The 23,710-nt window shown below is 35.4% G+C and carries 20 protein-coding genes; 17 read left to right on the top strand and 3 right to left on the bottom strand.

Annotated elements, in window-relative coordinates; genetic code table 11:
* Positions 1-85: 85 nt before the first annotated feature.
* Together QM491_RS24345 and QM491_RS24350 are read right to left on the bottom strand one after the other, a co-directional pair.
* Positions 86-718, bottom strand: coding sequence for a rhomboid family intramembrane serine protease (locus QM491_RS24345; protein WP_283330161.1), 633 nt, complete (start codon positions 716-718; stop codon positions 86-88).
* A 187-nt stretch (positions 719-905) separates the two neighbouring features.
* On the bottom strand, positions 906-1,877 hold the full coding sequence (locus tag QM491_RS24350; RefSeq protein ID WP_283330162.1) for a polyprenyl synthetase family protein: 972 nt from the start codon (positions 1,875-1,877) through the stop codon (positions 906-908).
* Between the two features lie 335 nt (positions 1,878-2,212).
* Here QM491_RS24350 and QM491_RS24355 point away from each other — a divergent pair, with 335 nt between their 5' ends.
* From QM491_RS24355 to QM491_RS24410, 12 genes are all read left to right on the top strand, one after another.
* Entirely contained in the window at positions 2,213-3,028 is an 816-nt protein-coding gene (locus QM491_RS24355) for a 3'-5' exonuclease (RefSeq protein WP_283330163.1), read from the top strand.
* A 235-nt stretch (positions 3,029-3,263) separates the two neighbouring features.
* Positions 3,264-3,593, top strand: a complete 330-nt coding sequence (nuoK, locus tag QM491_RS24360) for an NADH-quinone oxidoreductase subunit NuoK (RefSeq protein WP_283330164.1) — start codon at positions 3,264-3,266, stop codon at positions 3,591-3,593.
* Between the two features lie 67 nt (positions 3,594-3,660).
* Positions 3,661-5,562 carry an NADH-quinone oxidoreductase subunit L gene (nuoL, locus tag QM491_RS24365; protein WP_283330165.1) on the top strand — a complete coding sequence of 634 codons (1,902 nt, stop codon included), beginning with the start codon at positions 3,661-3,663 and terminating at the stop codon, positions 5,560-5,562.
* A 75-nt stretch (positions 5,563-5,637) separates the two neighbouring features.
* Complete coding sequence (locus tag QM491_RS24370; RefSeq protein WP_283330167.1) at positions 5,638-7,089, top strand: complex I subunit 4 family protein; 1,452 nt, start codon at positions 5,638-5,640, stop codon at positions 7,087-7,089.
* 52 nt (positions 7,090-7,141) lie between these two features.
* On the top strand, positions 7,142-8,563 hold the full coding sequence (locus tag QM491_RS24375) for an NADH-quinone oxidoreductase subunit N (RefSeq protein ID WP_283330168.1): 1,422 nt from the start codon (positions 7,142-7,144) through the stop codon (positions 8,561-8,563).
* A gap of 2 nt (positions 8,564-8,565) precedes the next feature.
* Positions 8,566-9,063 (top strand): GtrA family protein, encoded by a 498-nt coding sequence (locus tag QM491_RS24380; protein ID WP_283330169.1) that lies wholly within the window; start codon positions 8,566-8,568, stop codon positions 9,061-9,063.
* 349 nt (positions 9,064-9,412) lie between these two features.
* Complete coding sequence (locus QM491_RS24385; protein ID WP_166552293.1) at positions 9,413-9,598, top strand: hypothetical protein; 186 nt, start codon at positions 9,413-9,415, stop codon at positions 9,596-9,598.
* 96 nt (positions 9,599-9,694) lie between these two features.
* Positions 9,695-10,303, top strand: a complete 609-nt coding sequence (locus QM491_RS24390; RefSeq protein WP_283330170.1) for a SprT-like domain-containing protein — start codon at positions 9,695-9,697, stop codon at positions 10,301-10,303.
* A 24-nt stretch (positions 10,304-10,327) separates the two neighbouring features.
* The gene (gene porU, locus QM491_RS24395) at positions 10,328-13,741 is read left to right on the top strand and encodes a type IX secretion system sortase PorU (protein WP_283330171.1); all 3,414 of its coding nucleotides are present in this window, start codon (positions 10,328-10,330) and stop codon (positions 13,739-13,741) included.
* 96 nt (positions 13,742-13,837) lie between these two features.
* Positions 13,838-14,998 carry a type IX secretion system outer membrane channel protein PorV gene (porV, locus tag QM491_RS24400; RefSeq protein ID WP_283330173.1) on the top strand — a complete coding sequence of 387 codons (1,161 nt, stop codon included), beginning with the start codon at positions 13,838-13,840 and terminating at the stop codon, positions 14,996-14,998.
* 119 nt (positions 14,999-15,117) lie between these two features.
* On the top strand, positions 15,118-16,407 hold the full coding sequence (locus QM491_RS24405; protein WP_283330175.1) for a M16 family metallopeptidase: 1,290 nt from the start codon (positions 15,118-15,120) through the stop codon (positions 16,405-16,407).
* Positions 16,408-16,522: 115 nt separating this feature from the next.
* A complete protein-coding gene (locus QM491_RS24410; RefSeq protein ID WP_283330176.1) occupies positions 16,523-16,960 on the top strand; it encodes a CBS domain-containing protein in 438 nt (145 codons plus the stop codon).
* A 238-nt stretch (positions 16,961-17,198) separates the two neighbouring features.
* Here the strand turns inward: QM491_RS24410 and QM491_RS24415 are convergent, their stop codons facing one another.
* Positions 17,199-17,789, bottom strand: a complete 591-nt coding sequence (locus QM491_RS24415) for an NADPH-dependent FMN reductase (protein WP_283330177.1) — start codon at positions 17,787-17,789, stop codon at positions 17,199-17,201.
* 214 nt (positions 17,790-18,003) lie between these two features.
* Between QM491_RS24415 and QM491_RS24420 the strand changes: the two genes are divergently transcribed.
* From QM491_RS24420 to QM491_RS24440, 5 genes are all read left to right on the top strand, one after another.
* Positions 18,004-18,432 carry a Dabb family protein gene (locus QM491_RS24420; protein ID WP_283330178.1) on the top strand — a complete coding sequence of 143 codons (429 nt, stop codon included), beginning with the start codon at positions 18,004-18,006 and terminating at the stop codon, positions 18,430-18,432.
* Positions 18,433-18,708: 276 nt separating this feature from the next.
* Positions 18,709-20,142, top strand: a complete 1,434-nt coding sequence (locus QM491_RS24425) for an MFS transporter (RefSeq protein WP_283330179.1) — start codon at positions 18,709-18,711, stop codon at positions 20,140-20,142.
* 161 nt (positions 20,143-20,303) lie between these two features.
* A complete protein-coding gene (locus QM491_RS24430) occupies positions 20,304-21,089 on the top strand; it encodes an alpha/beta hydrolase (protein WP_283330180.1) in 786 nt (261 codons plus the stop codon).
* A gap of 92 nt (positions 21,090-21,181) precedes the next feature.
* Positions 21,182-22,264 (top strand): type III polyketide synthase, encoded by a 1,083-nt coding sequence (locus QM491_RS24435; protein WP_283330181.1) that lies wholly within the window; start codon positions 21,182-21,184, stop codon positions 22,262-22,264.
* Positions 22,265-22,918: 654 nt separating this feature from the next.
* A complete protein-coding gene (locus tag QM491_RS24440; protein WP_283330182.1) occupies positions 22,919-23,578 on the top strand; it encodes a phosphatidylserine decarboxylase family protein in 660 nt (219 codons plus the stop codon).
* Positions 23,579-23,710: the final 132 nt, after the last annotated feature.

Raw genomic sequence — 23,710 nt, forward strand, 5'->3', positions numbered from 1 at the left:
CTTAAGTAATCTGTAAAATGAGATTTGAATATAAAATATTGATAGCTTTAGCTTTAATCTTACATTCACAATTCAGCACTAATACTTAGAACCCTCGAAGCCAGTCCAAAATTTGCTCCGTAAAAATCATAAGGACTTTTGGATAAATAATAATCGTAATAATTACGCCATACAATGCGCCATATAAATGCGCATCGTGATTGATATTATCCATACTTCGACGTGACATATAAATCGAATACCACGTGTAAAGTAATGCAAAAAGTACAGCTGGCACTGGAATTACTCCATAAATATGAAGGCTCTGAGTTGGAGCAAACAAAATTGCAGCAAACAATACACTCGATACACCGCCCGATGCACCTAAGGAATTATAATTAAAGTTGTTTTTGTGCTTGAAAAAAGAAGGCAAGTCTGATACGATGATTCCTCCTATATACAATAATAAATAGAGCAAAGGACCATTGACTGGAGAGATTTGATTATATACCGACTCCATCATATTGCCAAATGAATAAAGCGTGAACATATTGAAAAACAAATGTCCAAAGTCGGCATGTATAAAGCCTGAGGTAATAAAACGCCAATATTCTTGTCGACGATTGATGAGATAAGGGTTCATCAAGAGCTTATTCAAAAGCTCATAGTTACGGAAGGCTAAAATACTAACCAAGGTGGTAATTAAAATTAGTATTTCATTTAGAGATAAATCTGCCATTTGTTATTGAATGAAAATAAAAACAGTCAGACCAAGGCCGACTGTTCATAAAGTTTTTAAATATTGAGTGTATAGACTCTATGAAAACTCAGGTGTTCATTATAATTACCTTACTTTAGCAATCAATTAAGTTAAAAGTCTACAGCTAATGACTTAGATTGTAAACACCATATTTTACAAATTTAACCTAAACTTCTCTATCAATCAAAATATTAGCGAAGGCTCTCAACTCAGCTTTTCGCTCTGCTTCAACTTTCAAGCTATCTAATAAATCAAAAGCTTTTTCAAAGTACTCATTTATTTTAGTTTCAGCCAACTGACGAATTCCTAATTGGTCATAGATCCTACGCACAGCGTTTACTTTTTCGGCTGAATCAAAAGTTTTTAGTGATAACCAATATTCTAGCTGAGTTTTAGTTTCGCCAGTTGCCAAACTCAAAGCTTCGATAAGCATATAGGTTTTTTTATTAGAAATAATATCGCCTCCCACCTGCTTACCAAATTTTATAGGATCACCATAAACGTCCAATACATCGTCTTTCAACTGAAAACCTAAACCAATATTTATACCCAAATCATATAATGTTTGACAAGTTTTGTCGCTTGCACCACCAATGATACCGCCCAATTCGAGTGCAAATCCTAATAAAACACTTGTTTTTAGGCGAATCATTTCGATATATTCTTCCTCGGTAACATTTTCTCGAGTCTCAAAATTCATATCATACTGTTGCCCTTCACAAACTTCGGCAGCAGTACGATTAAAGCGTTGCAATGCTTTTTTCAAGTTTTTATCTTCTACAAAAAGCATCAACTCATACGCTTGCACCAACATTACATCGCCCGAGAGGATTGCGGTATTGTCATTCCATTTGGCATGAACAGTTGGTTTTCCACGACGCAAGGGAGCTTTGTCCATAATATCGTCGTGCATTAAGGTAAAATTGTGGAAAACTTCGACAGCCGTTGCAGGTTTTATTGCTTTTTGCCACTCATCTGTAAATAAAGCAGTTGACATAAGAGTCATGAGTGGGCGTAAGCGCTTTCCACCCAAAGACATCAAATAACGAATGGGTTCATAGAGTTCGACAGGCGACTGCCCGTATTGTTGTTGCTGGAATTCTTCTTCTAAAGCTTGGATAAACTGTTTTGTGGTCATACTTTAATCCAACTACTATGTTAGATACTAAGGGTGATAAATAATGAGTGATGAGTAAAAGTTAAATTAAAACAAATGATAGCACCGAGGGCTATCATATATTAGCTATTAACTTTAAACAAGTACCTTTACGCTTGTTTAAAAAGCCCATTTATGTTTTATTGATTCAACTATTCATTACAAAGCTTGTACAAAATTAATACAGTAGAATAACTGAAAATACTCATTTTTGTTATGTTTTATCAAAAATAGAAATAAGAAGTGAAACCCAACACAGGAATCAACTATATTTTCTCTAACTTTGCAAAGCCTCATCTCACCTGAGGGCTAGCCTTATGCTTACACATCAATTAAACCTTCGCAAGCCACTCGCCTTTTTCGATTTAGAAACAACAGGCGTGAATGTTATCAAAGACCGTATCGTCGAAATCAGTATTGCCAAAGCCAATGTTGATGGAACGGTGACGGTCAAAACTCGTCGTGTCAATCCAGGAATACCTATTCCAGTGGAGTCATCGATGGTTCATGGTATTTATGATGACGATGTGGCCAATGAGCCAGCGTTCAAACAAATTGCCAAATCTATGGCTCAATTCTTGGAGGGTTGTGACCTAGCGGGCTTTAATTCCAATCGCTTTGATGTTCCGATGTTAGTTGAAGAGTTTTTACGCAATGATGTAGAATTCGATGTCAAAAATCGTCGCCTTATTGATGCTCAAAGAATTTTTCACATGATGGAACCACGAAACCTTTCGGCAGCTTACAAGTTCTATTGTAGTAAAGAGCTTATTGATGCTCACTCAGCCGAAGCTGATACAATCGCAACTTTGGAGATTTTGAATGCTCAAGTTAAACGATATGAAGGTGTAGTAATCAAAAATGAAAAAGGCGAAGATTTTGTCCCAGTCAAAAACGATATGGATGCGCTTCATGAATTGACTTCTGCCAAACTAGTAGATTTTGCTCAAAGAATTGTGTTCAATCGTGAAGGCGTAGAAGTCATCAACTTTGGAAAACACGCTGGAAAGCCTGTGGTACAAGTACTTAAGGACGAACCATCGTATTATGATTGGATGATGAAAGGCGATTTTCCACTAGATACCAAGCGAAAACTTACCGAGATAAAGTTACGAGCTTTTAATAATCGTTAATAGGGAAAATAATTATAATGAAAAACCGCTTGTATTTGGTTCATATTTTAGCGACTTTTCAAACATATTCCTTATTTTTGCCCCGAATTTTCCGAAAACTGTAAGAACTATAAATGAGCCTCGCACTTCGAGGTTAACCATTTAAAGTTGAATGTTTAGACGAAACTATTATTTCTTAATTTGATAAAAAAGTAGAAAGTAATAGGCTTCATCTACTCACCAAACTTAAAGACTTATGCAACAAATACCTGACGTTATCCGACAAATTCCTCTGAACAACTATGTTTGGTTCAGTACGGCTCTATTTTGTATCGGCATTATTGGAGTATTAACACGCCGAAATGCAATCATCATTTTTATGTCAGTCGAATTGATGCTAAATGCAGCCAATCTTCTTTTAGCAGCCTTTTCTTCATACAAATCTGACCCAACTGGGCAAGTTTTTGTATTCTTTATTATGGCTGTGGCTGCTGCCGAAGTAGCGGTAGGCTTAGCTATTATTGTGATGATTTATCGCAATATTCAATCAATTGATGTAGGTATTTTGAATAAATTAAAGTGGTAATTATCAGGTGTGAGTCCTTGTTGTGTTTTATCTACAACATAGCTCACTGCTTATAGCTCTAAAAATTATGTCATTAGCAGTACTTATCCCCCTTTTTCCACTAATCGGTTTTCTAATCAACGGACTTGGGTTCCGTCGTGTACCAAAATCATTAGTTGGTGTAATTGGCTCGGCGGCAGCGTTGGCTTCGTTTGCCTGTGCGCTCAGTCTGTTCCTCAACTTCTCTGGACAACCAGAAGTTGTTCATATCTTCGACTGGATAACTATCGGAGATTTTAACATTTCGATGTCATTTCAAATCGACCAATTGTCCTTGTTGATGTTGTTGATTATCACAGGAGTTGGTTCTTTGATTCACATATACTCAATTGGTTATATGCACCACGATGAAGGTTTTGGAAAGTTTTTTGCTTTCTTAAACCTTTTCTTGTTCTTCATGCTTTTGTTAGTGTTGGGTTCAAACTACGTGGTAATGTTTATCGGTTGGGAAGGCGTAGGTTTGTGTTCTTATTTGTTGATTGGTTTCTGGAACAAAAACACCAACTACGGTAATGCCGCACGTAAGGCCTTTATTATGAACCGTATTGGTGACTTAGGCTTTTTGTTGGGGATATTCCTTATTATTACACACTTTGGCACAGTTGAATATGCTGATGTATTCAGCAAAGTAGCTGAAGGTGGTTATGAGTCAGGTGACAAAACGTTGATGTACATCACGTTGTTGTTATTTGTAGGTGCAATGGGTAAATCAGCCCAAATTCCATTATACACTTGGTTACCAGACGCAATGGCTGGGCCTACTCCTGTATCGGCCTTGATTCACGCGGCAACAATGGTAACAGCGGGTATTTATATGATTATCCGTTCTAATGTTCTATATAGCCTTTCTCCAGAAACACTTGAGGTTATTGGATGGGTTGGTACAGCTACAGCATTGTTGGCTGCGTCAATTGGCTTGTTACAAAATGACATCAAAAAAGTATTGGCTTATTCAACTGTTTCGCAGTTAGGATATATGTTTATGGGCTTAGGCGTAATGGCTTATAGTTCATCTTTCTTCCACGTAATGACTCACGCCTTCTTCAAGGCATTGTTGTTCTTGGGTGCAGGTTCGGTAATCCACGCTATGTCTGATGAACAAGATATTCGTTCTATGGGTGGTTTGCGTAAAAAATTACCTATTACCTTCATTACCTTCTTAATTGCTACTATTGCTATCTCTGGTATTCCACCATTTGCGGGTTTCTTCTCTAAAGATGAAATTTTGGCTCATGTGTACGAGCACAACAAATTGATGTGGGTATTGGCATTGGCAGGCTCAATGATGACTTCATTTTATATGTTCAGATTATTGTTCTTGACATTCTTTGGAGAATTCAGAGGAACACATGAGCAAGAGCATCATTTGCATGAATCACCGATTGCCATGACTGCACCATTAATGATTTTGGCTGTACTCTCGGCAGTAGGAGGTTTCTTCAACTTGCCACACATCTTTGGCGGACATGCAAGTCTTGCAACATTTATGGAACCTTTGTTTGCTCAAAGCCATATCGAGGCTCATGCACCAAACGAATCTACTGAAAAAATGTTAATGATTGTTTCTGTAATAGCTGCGCTTGTATCAGCAGCTGTTGCTTATGTTATGTATGTTAGCAAAAAAGCTGTTCCAGAGGCAGATGGTACAGAAACAGGTCTTCAAAAAGTGGTTTATAACAAATACTACATCGACGAACTATATGATACTGTATTTGTAAAACCAATCACAGCACTTTCGAATATATTCTACTCATTTGTTGAATTCTTAGTAATCGACTTAATTGTTGAAGGAATTGGTAAATTGGTGAAAGGTATTTCTGGCGAAGCTCGTTTGGTACAAAATGGTACAACAGGCTACTATATCTTCGCCATGGTGATTTCGATTGCTGTTATGTTGATTTGGGGTTTAAGAATCTTCATTTTAGGTTAATATTTCCCCGAAGGTATCCAACTGTCTAAAGAACAGTTTTTCTAAATAGAATGATTAACAGATAACGTTTTTATAATGTTAACACTTACACTCATACTTCTTCCCATTATCGCAGGGTTGTTGACCCTTAGCACTAAAGGAGAAAATGCGAAAGTTATAGCTTTGGTAGCCGCATTAGTCGAGCTAGCTTTAGGAGCTTATACATTTTTTGCTTTTGTACCAGACGCTACTAGCCAATTTGGCGTATCGTATAACTGGATTGCATCGGCAGGCATCAAATTCTCGGTGGGTATCGATGGCATAAGCCTTATTTTGGTAAGCCTCACAACATTGGTAGTTCCTTTTATTATTCTATCAACTTTTCAAAACAATTACGAAAAAGCATCTATTTTCTATTCACTCATCTTGTTTATGCAAGCAGGTTTAGTGGGAGTATTTACTGCAAAAGACGCGTTCTTGTTTTATTTCTTCTTCGAAGCAACCCTTATCCCTATTTACTTTATTGCTGCAATTTGGGGTGGTGAAAATAGAATCAAAGTAACTTTCAAGTTTTTTGTCTATACTATTTTTGGGTCATTGTTCATGTTGTTGGCTTTGGTTTATTTATATATCAAAACTCCAACACATAGTTCTGAAATTACAGCATTGTACGAAACTGCAAGGTTACTTGACGCTTCACAACAAGGCTTTATCTTCTGGGCGTTCTTTATTGCCTTTGCGATTAAGATGCCTCTATTTCCATTTCACACATGGCAACCAGACACATACGTTGAAGCACCAACAGCTGGAACGATGTTATTGTCAGGTATTATGTTGAAAATGGGTACTTATGGTTTGATTCGTTTGTTGTTGCCAATTGCTCCACTAGGTGTTAAAGCTTGGGGAACAGTTGCTGTGGTTTTAGCTATTGTAGGAATCGTATATGGTTCGATTATCGCTATTCAGCAAAAAGATATGAAGCGTTTGATTGCCTATTCTTCATTTGCTCACGTTGGTTTAATGGCAGCAGGTATTTTCTCTAGTAACTTAGATGGTATTCAAGGTTCATTGATTCAAATGCTTGCGCATGGTATCAACGTCGTTGGTTTATTTTTTATCGTCGAGATTATTCAGCAACGTACCAAATCTAGAGAATTATCTAGCTTAGGAGGTATTACCCAAACTACTCCACAATTGACTGTATTCTTTATCATCATTATGTTAGGCTCAGTAGCTCTACCATTGACAAATGGATTCGTTGGTGAATTCTTGTTGTTGAAAGGGGTATTTGAGTACAATGCTTGGATGGGTGCAGTTGCAGGACTTACAATTATCCTTGGTGCTGTATATATGTTGCGCTTAGTGCAAAAATCAATGTTTGGTACTACAACGTCTTTGACTGAAGGTTTTGAAGACCTTGGTTTAACCGAAAGAGCTACTTTATTGCCGATTGCTGTATTGGTGATTGTATTAGGTATTGCACCTAATATTATCTTAAAAGCTTCTGAGCCTGCGGTAAGTCAATTGTTATCAATCATAAATAAGTAAGAAATTTAATCAAGTTTGATGGTTTTGCTGTCAGACTTAGGATATAGCAGATATGAACGCAATTATAGCTTTATCACTCTTTGGTATTACCAATTTGTTTTTAGGTTTTTTGAACAACCGTAAAATCTTATTGCCTGCCACACTCCTATTCGTTCTGATTGCCTTTGGGCTTAACCTTGCCGACTGGAATCACGAGTATTATTGGTTCCACAATATGCTCAAAACTAATAACCTTTCTATCAATTTTACTTCTATAATTTTGGTAGCAACGGCATTAGTTGTTGCAATTTCACGAGGCTTTGGCAATGACGAAGAGCACACTCACCCTGCCGAGTACTACGGTATTCTGTTATTTTCGGTAGTAGGTGCTATCATGATGGTGACTTTCCAAAGTTTGTTTATGTTATTCGTTGGTATCGAAATTCTTTCGGTAGCAATGTATGTATTAACAGGTTCTGACAAACGTAATTTACGCTCAAACGAAGCTGCATTGAAATACTTCTTGATGGGTTCGTTTGCTACGGGTATCATGTTATTTGGTATAGCACTGGTTTATGGAGCAACAGGATCTTTCGATATCAATGGCATCGGTAATATGGTAAATCAAGCCAAATTACAAGACATCATGTTGAATCCTTATGGCCCTATTCTTTACGGTGGAATCATTTTGATTTTTGTTGGCTTGCTATTCAAAATCTCAGCGGCACCTTTCCACTTCTGGACTCCTGATGTTTACGATGGTGCACCAAGTATCTTCACAGCATTCATGTCGACAGTTGTAAAGACGGCTGGTGTTGCAGCTACTTACCGTCTACTTTCAATTTCATTTCCAGCGGTATATGGCTTGTGGGGAAATCCATTAGTTTATATTACTTGTTTGACTTTGTTTATTGGTAATATTACTGCTGTTTATCAACAAAGTTTCAAGCGTATGTTGGCATACTCAAGTATTTCTCACGCTGGTTACTTATTGATTACGGTTTTGGCAAAAACACCAACAACCAACTCTTCTATTTTATTTTACTCATTAGCCTATTCAATTGCGACTATTTCTGCCTTTGCAGTACTAATGGTAGTATCTGAAGCACAATCAAAATCAGGTAAGCCTGACGAAAGCTTTACAGCATTGAATGGTCTTGCAACAAATAACCCATTCTTAGCATTTGTATTGACAGTATCAATGTTATCATTGGCAGGTATTCCACTTACGGCTGGTTTCTTCGGTAAGTTTTTTATCTTCGCTGATGCTTTTAGCAATGTATCGAGTCTATTCAAAACAATTGCAGTAGTTGCTATTTTGATGTCTACGGTTGGTATTTATTATTACTTCAAGCCAATCATTGCAGCTTATTTGAAGAAAGGTGATTTAGAAAAAATTGAATTATCTCCGATTTATAAACTAACATTGATTATAACAACAGCCTTGACAATCCTATTGGGTATTGCTCCAGATCTTGTTAAAAATATTTTCTAAAAGTGTCAAAACAAAAACAATCAAAACTGCTTAACAAGAAAGATTTCATTGCTTACTTTCTCGTAGCAGGTACAGGAGCTGTAGTTCAATTAGTGTCAGGTAGTATTTTAAGAAATCAGTTTGACTTAACTTATGGTGCTTCTGTTTCTTATGGATATATTATCTCTTTTTTTGTAGGATTCACGTTAACTAAGATGTTTGCATTTGATGCAAGAAACTCAAATCAAACACGTCGTGAAATGGTAAAATTTATGATGGTAGCCGCTGGCTCATGGGGCGTAACTTGGTTTTTTGCTGTAGCTTCGCTTTCATTCGTAAATCAAATGCTCGGAGAACGAACTTTTACTCTACCAATTTTACAAAAAAGTATAAATCCAAACGAACTCGGATGCCAAGTAGTAGGTATGGGATTCAGTTTTGTGTTTAACTACATCATGCACAAAACCTTCACTTTTAGAAGTACTGGTTTTTATAACAGACTCAAGGCGTTCATTCGATAATTACTATTAAAAAGTCTCTACTGCGTATCTATCAGTAGAGACTTTTTAGTTTTACTCTATATCTAAATCATATCTGTATTTGTGTTAAAAAATTAAAGACTCTAAAATATCACAAAATCAAGATGTAAACAGATCATAATTAGTGTATTAAAAGGCAAAAATTAAAATTTTCTAATGTTTTACCTATAAGGTTATCATTAAATAATATAATTTTTTACATAAAAATAGGTAATAAATAAAGAATTTTTCAGTAATTATTAAAAATTAATTAAAAATATTGCTCAATAACTTGGAGGGAATATAAGTTGTACTTAACTTTGTAACTCAAACCTTAAACACCACAAAAGAAATGAAAAAATTGTTCGCATTCGCATTAGTAGCTGGTATGATGTCATTGGCTGCTTGTTCAGAGAAGAAAGCTGAAACTACTGCTGTTGATTCAGCTGCTACAGCTGTAGATACTACTGCTGCTGTTGATACTGCTGCTGCTGATTCAGCTGCTGTTGATACTGCTGCTGCTCCTGCTGCTCACTAGTATTCCTGAACGATTTCGAAAGAAATTAAGAAAAGCCTCATTCTAAATGAGGCTTTTTGCTTTTATAGTCCTTCTGTTTTTCTGTATATTAGGGTCATGAAAAACGATTATGCCACCTTTCAGCAGTATTTTCCCACTGAGGCTGTACCTTACTGTTTCCAACTTTGGAAAAAACACCAATTTAATTTCAAAATAACTCGTCCTCGTAACTCCAAATTAGGTGATTATTCTTTCCGTAGCGAGAGCGGTCACCAGATAACAGTTAATCAGAATCTCAATCCATACGCTTTTACAATTACATACATACACGAGGTCGCCCATCTTGTAACCTTTATGCACTATAAAAGACGTAGAGAGCCTCATGGTAAAGAATGGAAAAAGATATTTAAAAAGCTATTTCTCCCAATTCTTACTTCAGAAGTTTTTCCCGACAGCATTTTATTACCATTGATAACCTATTTAGAAAACCCTTCTGCAAGCACACAAGGATGTGTTCCATTGAGTAATGCACTACGAGCTTTTGATGCTCCAATCTTTCTAGATGAACATATTCCTCTAACTCAAGTAGAGGTAGGCAAAGGCTTTGTCGTAAATGGAAGAAGCTTTGTGAAAGGTGAACTTAGAAGAACTCGCTTTCTGTGTACCGAAACTACAACAGGAAAACGTTATGTGGTAGCAGCGAATGCACTAGTAAAATTGTTATAGAAAGGAAGGCTAATAGCAAAAAAGATGAAAAACTGGTTGAAGGCACTTATCTGTATAGTTTTTATGATTTATACCTATGAAAGCATGGCTCAAAAAAGCATACTGTCAGAAGGTAATTGGATAAAAATTGGCATTACACAAAGTGGCATATATAAAATTGATAAAGACATTTTAAGCAAAGCGGGATGGTCTTTAAATCAAATCACTCCACAGAATCTTAAATTATACGGTAACGGAGGTAAAATGTTACCTCAAAAAAATAGTACCTCTCGTCCTAGCGACTTAATTGAAAATGCTATTTTAGTAAGAGGAGAGCAAGACGGTAAGTGGGATGATACCGACTATATTCTTTTTTATGGAGAATCTCCTCAACAATTGATTTTTAATAAATCTCAAAAACAAATCTCTCATCAAATCAATATCTATTCTGACACAACTTATTACTTTCTGACGGTATCAAGCAGTAATGGACAGCGAATCAAAACAGCAACAGATGTTAAATCTACTAACACTATTCGCATTTTTGACGATTATCAATTTCATGAAGTAGATAAACGTAATATTTTGGCACAAGCTCCATTTGCAGGTTCAGGACAGGAGTGGTATGGAGAAGAATTTATCGCCAATAATCAACAGGTATTTAGTTTTGTAGGTCAAGGTATAGCAAGTAACTCAGAAATATCCTTAACATCGTCGGTACTCAATACCTCATACGGTACAACAGCTTTTAATCTTACGATGAACAATCAAGCTGTGGGCATACAAAACATGGATGGTATCACTGCAAGTACTTACGACTATAAAGGCAAGGCTGTAAAAAATATCTTTAGTATCAATAGTGGATTAGTTAATTCAGATGTCATTAATGTAGGATTGACTTTTGACAGAAAAAACCTTACATCAGGTGGTGCTTTTTTAAATTTTTTGAGCATCCAGCTCAGAAGAAACATCAAGCTCAACAATGCGACATCTTTACGGTTTAGGGCATTTGAACAACTACAGTACAAAGATTTTCAATGGCAAATTGCGGACACTGACAATACGCTTGCTGTTTGGAATATTACCAACTCGACTGTTCCTCTCAACCAAACACTTTCTCAAAATAGCGAAGGCTGGACGATTTCAGGCACACAAAGCGATTTGCAAGAATATATTCTCTTTAAAGAATCAAGCGCACTGCAACCCGCCTCTAGTACTAAAATAGACAATCAAAATTTACATGGACTCAAAACACCAGATTTGGTAATTGTCTGTGGAGTATCTATTCAAAATAGTGCTGAAGCTTTAGCAAGCTTTCGACGCAGTCATGATAAACTTGATGTTGTAGTTGCAAGCAAAGAGAGTATCTACAATGAATTTTCTTCAGGCAAGCAAGACATTACAGCAATACGTGATTTTGTCAAATTTCTTTACAACCAAAATCCCACCAAATTAAAATATCTACTCTTGCTAGGCGATGCATCTTATGATTTCAAAAGACGAAGTCAAGTCGTTGGTGATGAAGTTAAAAATATTTATATACCTGCTTATCAAAGTAAAGAATCTTTGCACCCTATCTTAAGTTATGCCTCTGATGATTACTTTGGATTTATGGAGGCTGAAGAAGGTGATTGGGACGAAAATGCCAATGGTAATCATACTCTCGACATAGGTGTAGGTCGTCTGCCTGTTAAAACCAAGGCAGAAGCAAATGATATAGTTACCAAACTTATCTCTTATCACAATAGTAGTAAGATAGGAGATTGGCGTTTAAAAATCACTTTTGTGGCTGATAACGGCGATGGGAACCTACATCAAGGCGACGCTGAAGATTTTTCTCAGCTAGTAGAGAAACTTTATCCCTCCTATCAAAGTCAAAAGATTTATTTAGATAATTATCCTTTGGTAGCCCTAGCAGAAGGACAAAGAAGTCCACAAGCTAAAGATGCTCTTTTTCAAGCACTACAAAATGGTTCTCTAATTGTAAATTACAATGGGCATGGTGCCGAAACAGGTTGGACAGAAGAACAAATTTTAACGATTAATGATATTGATAAATTAAGCAATCTCAAAAATCTACCAGTGATGCTTACAGCAACCTGCCAGTTTGGTCGATATGATGATCCAAACCAAGTTTCAGGAGCAGAGTTAGCTGTATTAAGTACAAGAGGTGGAGCGATTGCCTTACTAACAACAACTAGACCTGTTTATCAGAGTACAAATTATTTAATCAATGAAGCATTCTATCAAAATGTATTTCCTAACAAAACACAGGCTACGCAACGCCTAGGAGATATTGTCAGAAATACAAAAAATGCTAGTGTTGTAGGAGTTGTGAATCGAAATTTTAGTCTTTTAGGAGATCCATCTATGCAATTGTTATATCCTCAACAAAACATTAGCATAGATAGTATGATTGCAGAAGGAAGAGGTCTGACAGACACATTGAAAGCATTAGAACAAATACGTGTAATTGGTAAAATTCGAGATAATTCGGGTACAGTAAATACGCTGTTTAGTGGAAATGTACAAGTAATTTTGTACGATAAAGCTAAAAAAGTAAGTACGTTAGGGGCAAACAATTCCCCTTTTGTGTATCTTGATTATAATAATATTTTATTTAAAGGCCTTGCAACAGTAAATAAAGGGCGATTTGAAATAAATATGTTAGTTCCCAAAGATATCAACTATCAATATGGAGAAGGGAAGCTCTCTTTATATGCTCAAAGCAACACGAATTTAATGGATGCAATAGGTTTTGAGCGACCAATTATAGGTGGTTCGGGTAAAATTCTGAAAGTTGACAATGAAGGACCAAAAATTCATTTGTATTTGGATGAAAAAATTGAAAAAGAAACGTATATTACAACTCCTAATCCCCGTCTATTGATAGACTTAGAAGATGAAAGTGGCATCAATATTGCAACAGATGGCTTAGGTCATCAAATACTATTAATACTTGATGACACTACCCAAGTCATATTAAATCAGTACTACTCTAGTTCGCTTAATAACTATCAACAAGGCAATATTATCTATGATTTTAAGGGGCTTACTGAAGGAGATCATAAATTATTAATAAAAGTTTGGGATACATACAATAATTCATCAGAAAACTCGTTGCGATTTAAGGTTGTTCAGGATAACATCTCTTCCTTAAAAAATATCAAGTCCTTTCCTAACCCATTCATTGATAAAGTATATTTCAGTTTTGAGCACAATAGAGAGGGCGATGATGTAGATATTACTCTCCAAATATTTGATTCTAGAGGAGTACTTGTCAAAGAAATTTCTCAACAAGCATACGACATTTCGAGTCCTTATGATAAAATTTATTGGGATTTATCAGAAGATTCTGGTATGATTGTAAGAGATGTTTACTTTTATCGTATTTTTGTAAAGTCACGAACAATATCATATCAGGCTTCAGCAAACGGCAAATTGGTATCCGTTAAATAATTTAAGTAAAGGATTTTAGGGCATAGCTTCTGTTTAGCATAAAAATATACTACTTTTGGAACGTGCCTCATCCGAACAACTTTAACTTTAAAAACAATGATTAGAAAAGTTACAAACGCTCTAAGAGCGTCTTTGATGCTTGGATTGACAATGTCTGCTGCAAGTGTTGTAGCTCAAGTTAGAAATGCACCGTCACCGGTAATTACTTCTTTAATTCAAACTCCAGATGCACGTGCTGCCGGTATGGGTGACGCTGGTGTAGCAACATCAAACGCTGATGGTGATGCCAATGCAATTTTTTGGAATCCAGGTAAAATGCCTTTCTCTAACAAAGATATTGGTGTTTCTTTATCATACACCCCATGGCTTCGCCAATTGGTAAACGACATGGCTCTCCTAAATGTTAGTGGATATAAGAAATTAAAAGGTGGCGACGTAATTGGATTATCTCTTCATTATTTTGACATGGGGGTATTCCAACAAACAGATAACAACGGCTCTATTTTAGGTAACTTCAATTCAAAAGAATATGCTTTGACTGGGTCTTATTCTCGTAAGTTATCAGATAAACTAGGTTTGGGTGTTAATATCAAATATATTAACTCTACTTTGTTTAACGGAACAGTAACAAATTCATCAGGTGGTACATTTACTGCTCAACCCGTAAACTCTGTAGCTGCAGATATTGGTATCTTCCATACCTCTAAAACAGATAAAGCTTGGAACTATAACTGGGGGGTAGCTATTCAAAATATCTCTGGTCGTGTATCTTACGGTGGTAATGAATCTAACTTCATTCCAACCAATTTAAAAGCAGGTTTTGCAGCAATCAATTCTATCGATGCTAGTAATAAACTTACGTTGACATTGGATATCAACAAATTGATGGTACCAACACCAACTTATGATTCTAATGGCAAATTAATTCAACCTTCTACTGCCATTGGTGGTATCTTAGGTTCATTTGGAGATGCTCCAGGTGGATTTAGTGAAGAGTTGAAAGAAGTTAACGTTTCATTTGGTACAGAATATTTATATAACGATATGTTTGCTGGACGTGTAGGTTACTTCTACGAAAATGGTTGGAAAGGTAATCGTAAATACGCAACAGTTGGTTTTGGTATCAAACTTGAGAAAAAATACAGTTTAGACTTTTCTTACTTGATTCCAACAGGAAGCGGAAGCCCATTAGCTAACACTCTTAGAGTTTCTTTGCAAGCGAATTTAAACTCAGCATCAAAGGTATCAGCTAACTAAGATTCTTAGATACAACATTAATAGAAAAGGCATTTCTTCGGAAATGTCTTTTTTGTTTTTATACTCTTCAATGACTAATTTCAGCTTTCACTTTATTCACTCAAAAGCATTCTCAATATATGACTATAGATATTTTAGACCGTTCTATCACTCCTGCGTTTCAAACTATTCAAGAGGTATTTATTCCTGCTGTAAAAAATGTTACGTTGAGCAATGGCTTACCACTACATATTATTAATGTAGGCGAACAACCTATCATTAAGTTAGAGCTAATTTTTAATGCAGGAAACTGGTTTGAAGATAATAAAGGAGCTTCTTTCTTTACTACTAAAATGCTCAATGAAGGTACCTCTTCACATAATTCAGCAAGTATAAGCCAGTTTTTTGACCAATATGGAGCATTCACCGAATTTACACACAGTGTTGATAGAGCTAGTTTTGTGCTTTATGGCTTGAGCAAACATTTGGGACAATTACTACCTATGGTTCAAGAAATTTTACAAGATTCTATCTTTCCGCAAAAAGAACTAGATACCATTAAAAAAATCCAACAACAAACCATTCAAGTTAATAAGGAGAAAACGTCATTTGTGGCAAACCAAAAAATACGGAATAGTATTTTTGGAGAAAATCACCCCTATGGCATCAACTTAACCCAAGAGGTAATTGAGAGTATTACCAGAGAAAACTTAGTAAAATACTATCAATCACACTGGCAAAACCAACCTTTTAGAGTATTTCTTTCTGGCAAAATTACAGATCAAGAAATAGAACTAGTAAATAATATTCTTGGAAGTATTCCTGTAGGCAATACACATAATATCAATTATGACTATACAGATAATGGTATTGATACTACCGCTTTTTTGATTGAGAAGGAAAATGCATTACAGTCTTCTGTTCGTCTGGGCAAACAGCTATTCACTCGCTCACATCCTGATTATTTCAATATGTTAGTGGTAAATGAAATACTTGGAGGATATTTTGGCTCAAGACTCATGAAGAATATTCGTGAAGAAAAAGGGTTAACCTATGGTATTGGCTCAAATGTAGTACCTTTCTCAAAAAGTGGGTATTTTATTGTTGGTACTGATGTAAAAAAAGAATTTACACAACTGACCATCGACGAAATTGTGAAAGAAATTCAAATACTCCGTACTGAGCTTGTCTCGGAAGAAGAACTTACAACTGTTCGTAATTATATGTCTGGCGCATTTGCAGGTTCGTTGAATACACCTTTCGAAATTGCAGATCGTTACAAAGTTATTATGTCAGAGCAACTACCGCTTGATTTCTATCAGCAATATTTTCAGCACATTCAACAAGTTACTTCTGAAGATATTTTAGCAACAGCTCAGAAGCATCTTGATCCCACTTCTCTTATCGAGGTCGCTGTTGGTGGTAAATAAAAATAGGTAGTTTCTATTATTTTAAAAAGTAAAGATGGATTTTTGAAAGAATAATTTGGTTTTAAGAAAGAAGATAGTTAATTTATTAGTAATCAAATTCTTAAAACCGACAATTATGAAAAAAGTATCCCATCTTATCTTACACAAAGGAAATACTGTCAACACCATTGAGGCTCATAAACCAGTTTTTGAGGCTCTAGAAATTATGATTTCCAAAAATATAGGAGCGCTCATCGTATATCAAGATGGCGAATATAAAGGGTTGCTTACAGAACGAGACTATGCTCGTAAAGTGGCCATTATGGGTAAAAACTCACATGACACAATAGTAGCAGAAATCATGCAGTCAAATCCTGCCTCTGTAAAATTTGAAGATAGTATTGAACGGTGTATGGAAATCATGTCGGATAAACATATTCGTTATTTGCCAGTAATTGCCGATAAACATGTGGTTGGCTTAGTGTCTATGGGAGATTTGGTTCGCTTTATTATTGAAGACCAAAAAAATACGATTAATCATTTACAAAACTTTATCTCAGGGGGCGTCTCATAGCGAAAGGTTTCAAAACATAATTGTTACATAAAACATGAGTCATCCCTAATTTAGTGACTATTCTTAATCTACATTTAGCAGAGACGCAATGCTTTCTAAAGAGGTGTCATGTTGAAATATAGTATTAAAAAGGCGTTCGAAATGATTTTTTCGAACGCCTTTTTTGATAAACAGTAAATAAACCCCCAGCATTTGAGCACTTTCCCCAACATTCGGGATGACTCATGTTTGGCTTAAATTATACTTTACCTTTGGTCCAACGTTGAGCAATTTTAATCGAATAATCAACAAAAGCTTTTACCGAATTTTCATAAATCATATTCTCAGATACTAGTTCTCCATTTTCATCGAGATTGACATGAGTTTCGTGAGATTCGTAAATACGCGCAGATATCACAGAGTATTGATTCAGGAAATTAATAAGTTTACCCAACATAACAGTCATCTCAATGGCAGGAAGTTTACCCCCACGACCACTTGACACACCAGCTAAGGCAAAAGTTTTTTCTCCAAAAAGATGCGCAAAATCTTTTCCTCCCAACTGGTTCAATAAATTGATAAGTTCTGCATCTGGAAACCAGTTGTATTCGGGCATTACAATAAAAACTAGATCAGCTTTTGTCCAAGCACTAATCAGTTTTTCTTGAAAAGCGCTCAGATTATCTTTGTTGATAAAGCCTTGTCCAAAAAAAGGAACATCATAATCCTCAAAGTCAATAATTTCGATTTGGTCAAAGCCTGCCTCTTGGTTGAGCGATTTAAGATATTTTGAAAAACGAAGAGAACTACTGTTTTTTCTAGGAGATGTCGATAAAATAGTAATATTCATGGTTGTATAATTAAGTCAATAACCGTGGTTTTTGGTTAAAATAAAATTAATTTAGAGAATTTGGTCACTGAGTATGTAACTCAAGTATGTAACAATAAGTTTTTTAAAGCTGTTTTTGTTTGAAAATTAAGGCAAAATCAATGCCTGATACAAATAGATAGATTCTTGAAAATCATTTTGTATCTTGATTGTCAATCACAAAATTCTATTTATAATGAAAAATACATCTCGAAGAAGTTTTATTGAAAAATCTCTCCAAGCTGCCACCGCTGGCACAGCCATTACCCTTATGACACATACAAGCTCAGAAGCAGCAGTACCGAAAACCCTTCCAATCTTTTCACACCATGTATTTTTTTGGTTGAAAGATAACAAGGATAAAAAAGCTCATGACCAATTACTTGCTGGTTTGAAGGGGCTTGGCAAAATTGAACAAATCAAGCAAGCGCATATCGGCAAAGCTTCTATTAATGATTTTGATAAGCCCGTAACAGATGCCTCTTACACCTTTTCAGTTTTACTTTTGTTTGCTTCAAAAGAAGATGAAGAGAAATATTTGGTACATCCACTCCACAAAAAATTCATTGAAGATAACAAACATCTATGGTCAAAAGTAGTTGTGTATGACTCTATAGCACTGTAGCTTAAGAAAACAGGTACAATTTACGATTATCTCCGCTGTACTATAACAATATTTTTAAGTTAACACTACGTTTATTCATATTAGAAATAGACCATCAAGGCTTTTTATTTACTCCTGCCGATTGTGATAAATCTACACAATCGGCACTTTAATACTGATTATACGGTAGAGGTTAGACTTTTTAAGTTATTTTAAAAAGTAAAGATAATTTTTGCCAGAAAAAGTAGTAGTTTTAAGCTAAAGTTGTCTATTCTCTTTTTTAAAAAGTACTAAACTATGTCTAATTCCTCAACGCAAAGTAATCAGTCTGCGCTCTACACGCTGGTAACAGTGTGGTTCTTTTGGAGTTTTGTAGCTGCTTCAAACGGTATTCTTATCCCACTATTCAAAGAAAAATTCGAATTACAACAATGGCAAGCACAATTGGTCGATTTTGCTTTTTATGCTGCTTATTTTGTAGGTTCTATCCTTTATTTTGTTGTTTCGGGTATCATCAAAGGTGATGTACTCAACAGAATTGGATATAAAAATGGTATTATCTATGGCTTAATTATTTCGGCGGTGGGTACTATTCTTTTTTATCCAGCAGCAGAACTAAAGTCATTTCCAATTCTTCTTTCGGCCTTGTTTATTGTTGGTCTTGGTTTTTCGCTACAACAAACAGCCACACAGCCTTTTATGATTGCCTTGGGCGACCCTGCAACGGGTGCTCAGCGTATCAACTTGGGAGGTGCTGTCAATAACCTGGGAGGAACAATTGGTCCAGCTCTGATAAGCTATGCTATCTTTGGCTCGATTTCGGCTGATGCTGCCAAAAATGCTTCGATTGACTCTGTAAAAGCCCCTTATTTGATTCTGGGTGTTGTATTTGCATTATTTGCCGTGTTTTTCAAATTATCAAAACTTCCACGTATTACCAATGACGAAGATGTAGAAATTGGAACTGGTGCTTTGAAATACCCACAACTATTATTGGGGATGTCGGCTATCTTTGTATATGTAGGTGTTGAAGTAACAATTGGTAGCAACTTGGGTGAATACCTAAAAGTTACTGAAAACTTAGAGTCATCTCAAATTTCAAAATACGTTTCTCTTTTCTGGGGAAGTATGATGGTAGGTCGTTGGACTGCTTCTATTGGTAATTTTAATTTATCAGAAAGTACAAAGCAGATTCTAAAATTTGTGGTACCTTTTGTTGCATTTGCAGTTGTATTAGGAGTCAATGCCTTGAGTGGCAACGAGGTTCAGGATTTATTGCCTTATGGATTGTGCATATTCATCATGATTGGTGCATTTTTTGCAAGTCAAGAAAAGCCTGTTAAGACTTTATTGATTTATACAGCCTGTGGTGCCATCACTTCTTTATTGGGCGTAATTTTTACAGGAAAAATCGCATTATTCTTATTAATTAGTGGAGGTTTGTTTTGCTCAGTATTGTGGCCATCTATTTTCTCATTAGGTACTGCTGGTTTGGGTAAATACACCAACCAAGGTGCAGCATTCTTGATTATGATGATTTTGGGAGGTGCCGTGATTCCTGTAGTTCAGGGTATTTTGGCTGACAGCATTGGTATTCAATTGTCATATTTGTTGGCGGTAGCTTGTTTTGGATATTTATTCTTCTTTGGTATCCGTGTTCAAGCAGTCTTGCGGAAGCAGAATATTGATTTCGATAAAGAAGTTGTCAAAAATACGGGTAAAGGGCACTAAGTATTAATGCAGAATTGTGAGTGATGAATTATGAATGTAATTTTTAATTATCCGTATTTTACATTTAAAATTTATTAAATATTATTTTGCGAAATAACTTGGTTCTAAATAGAAGTGTTACATAGAATTATATTTATTAACTCATAGCCTAAACCTTCTTCATGATGCTAAATTATCATAAAATAGGAAATGGCTCTAAAATCCTGCTTGCGTTCCACGGAATCGGGCAGGATTTTTCATGTTTCATGAATTTTGCCGAAGCTTTTTCAGAAAGGTACACAACCTTTCTTTTTGATTTGCCTTTTCATGGAACACATATCCATCAAGAGCCATTTATTATAACAAAGCAACTATGGCAAGATATTTTAATTCAATTTTTTGAAAAAGAAAAAATTCAGGACTTTGATGTAATTGGCTTTAGTATAGGAGGTCGTTTTGCCTTAGCTACTTTTGAGGCTTTTGCTGACAGAATAAATCACATAACTTTATTAGCCCCAGATGGTATCAAAATAAATCCTTTGTATAAACTAGCGACAGGGTGTAAAGCAGGAAAATGGATATTCAAACGAGTAATTTCAAGTCATTCTGCTCTTCTAAAAATAGGAATTATACTACACAAACTTGGAGTTGTATCCAAAAGCACAGTACGCATGGCTAATTTTATGCTTGATACACCTTTAAAGCAAAAACAAATTTATTATGCTTGGATTGGGTTTAAAGAATTACAATTTGATATTCCTAGGTTGATAAACCTTGCTCAACAGTCCAAATCTGATTTTTCTTTTTTTGTAGGGAAATATGATCAATTACTGCCTCCAAAACAAATTTTACCACTGAGTAAAGGCTTACCAAAACAACAAACAATTGTACTAAATACAGGCCATAGTAGATTGATTGAAAAGGTCATAGTTTATTTAAAGAAAGAAGGTTTTTCTTTACAAATCTGAACAATTGTATTGATATAATCGTATATAGAATGATATAAGTAACTGTATCAAATGAGTCTACTTTAATCTTTCACACATTATACCAAAAATTTATGAGCTATATCACAGCAATCGGAACGGCTGTTCCTTCTAATCGTTTTACACAACTTGAAATCGCTGATTTTATGGCACGTTCATTAGAATTGGATGAAAGTGAAAAACGTAAACTCATCGCTCTTTATAGAAGCACTAAAATTCAATATCGTCATTCGGTTCTGCCAGATTATGGACTTGCTGTTGATGCCTATCAATTTTATCCACGTTCTCAAAATTTAGAGCCTTTTCCTTCTGTAGCACAACGAATGGAGGTCTACAAACAAACTGCTTTGCCTCTTTGTCTAGAAGCAGTTAAAGGCTTACCTCTCGATGGAGTCACACATCTGATTACGGTGAGCTGTACAGGTATGTATGCTCCAGGACTAGACATTGAGCTTGTACAAGCCTTGAATTTATCAGGTAATATTCGGCGCACAGCCATCAACTTTATGGGTTGTTATGGTGCTTTTAACGGATTAAAAGTAGCAAATGATATTTGCTTGGCACATCCTACCGCAAAGGTTCTGCTTGTTAGTGTAGAGCTTTGTACCTTGCATTTTCAAAAAAAGAAAGACCTTGATTTTCTACTTTCAAACGCCTTGTTTTCGGATGGAGCTGCTGCTGTCATCATCGAATCCCATGCTTCTCATTCAAAGGTGCTAAAATTAGAATCTTTCTTTTGTGACTTATTTACCGAAGGGCGATCAGACATGGCGTGGCATATTGCCGATTTTGGGTTTGAAATGACATTGACATCTTATGTTCCACAGCTAATCAAAAAAGGCATCAATCTATTAGTTGAGAACCTTCTTCAATCCAACGGTACCCGCCGCGATGAGATAAAATACTATGCCATTCATCCCGGAGGTAGAGCAATTTTAGAGTCAGTAGAATTAGCGTTGGGGATAAGCACAACAGATAATCAATATGCTTACGAGGTATTAAGAGATTATGGTAATATGTCATCTACGACAATAATCTTTGTGTTGAAAAAGGTTTTAGAGCTAGTAAGTGATGAAAATAATGGTTGTAAAGTTTTAAGTTGTGCTTTTGGGCCAGGATTAACGGTTGAGTCTTTAATAGCAAAAATGGGCGTTTAGATAGGTTTTTCATCGATTGTAAAACTTTCATATCTTAACTTCTTCTAATAATCAAAAAAGATTAGTTTTGCTATAGATTCATACAAGTACATAAATCTATTTAGGAGCTCATTTATAATATTTGTCTTATTTAATTACCGCCCATCTTTACAAGACAACCGCCGTCGAAATATATTGAATATTCTCCTACTATAAATCATCTAATCAACTCTCATTAGGGTTATTAGTGTGCTTAAAGTAGTTTGATTATTAAACGCAGGCAGGGGTTGTATTCCCAAGCTGATTTCTTGAAAATTGCAACATTTGACTAATAGTCAATATGTTTATGTTGTGACTAATTAAGTAATTTATAGTCCACACAAAATAGATGTCATTGTTTTTAGACATCTTAAGGTTACAGAGCCTTTACCAATTCGCCCTAAGTAGTTAAATCATTCCAATGTGCATAACTTGTTATTTAGTAAAAAGTTTAAGTATAAAATAGGTAATCTTTTATTGCTTTTTGAACTTAGAAAATAACAGGTTGTGCATATTATTTAGCAAGTTCATCTTCATTCGCCTCACAACAAATATCACTGATTCCTAATAAGACAGGTCTTTACCAATCAAAAAAATTCTTACCTTTGTAGAAACCATATTTCCCTAAAGCAAAGTATGACAATTCATAAAGAAGGTACAGGTACCATTTTGGTAACAGTTGTTTTTTTAGTTGCCTTAAATTCAGCTGTTTTTCATTTCTTTCCAGACAATGATTTAATCCGTAAGATTACTGTAATTTTCAGTATCTTATTCTCAATCATTATCTTGCAGTTTTTTAGAGTTCCTAAAAGAGTGACCGTTAAAAACCCTAAGAAGATTATCGCACCAGCAGATGGGAAAGTTGTGGTAATTGAAGAAGTAGAAGAACCAGAATATTTTAAAGGTCGTCGTCGTCAGATTTCGATTTTTATGTCTCCTGTAAACGTACATATCAACTTTAACCCACTTTCAGGAATTGTTTCTTTCTTTAAGTACCATCCTGGAAAATTTTTGGTAGCTTGGCATCCAAAAGCGAGTACCGAAAACGAACGTACAACTATTGTTGTTCGTCATGAAAACGGTACAGAAGTAATGTTTCGTCAGATTGCAGGAGCTTTGGCAAGACGTATTTGCTGGTATGTAGAAGAAGGAAAGCAAGTAGAACAAGGCTCAGAATTTGGCTTTATTAAATTTGGGTCACGTGTTGACATCTTTTTACCATTAGATGCAAAAATATTAGTAAATCTAGATGATCGTCCTGTAGGAGGAGAAACAGTAATTGCCGAATTAGCTTAATAATCAAGTTTATATTGTCTAGTCCTGAAAAAAGTTGACAAGGATTAGATTATAAAATTTGATTAATATTAGCCTCGGAAGGACTTACTTTCGAGGTTTTTTTCTTCCATTTTATTAATGGTATTTCTTTTT

This window comes from Flectobacillus longus (assembly GCF_030056705.1).
Lineage (GTDB): Bacteria > Bacteroidota > Bacteroidia > Cytophagales > Spirosomataceae > Flectobacillus > Flectobacillus longus.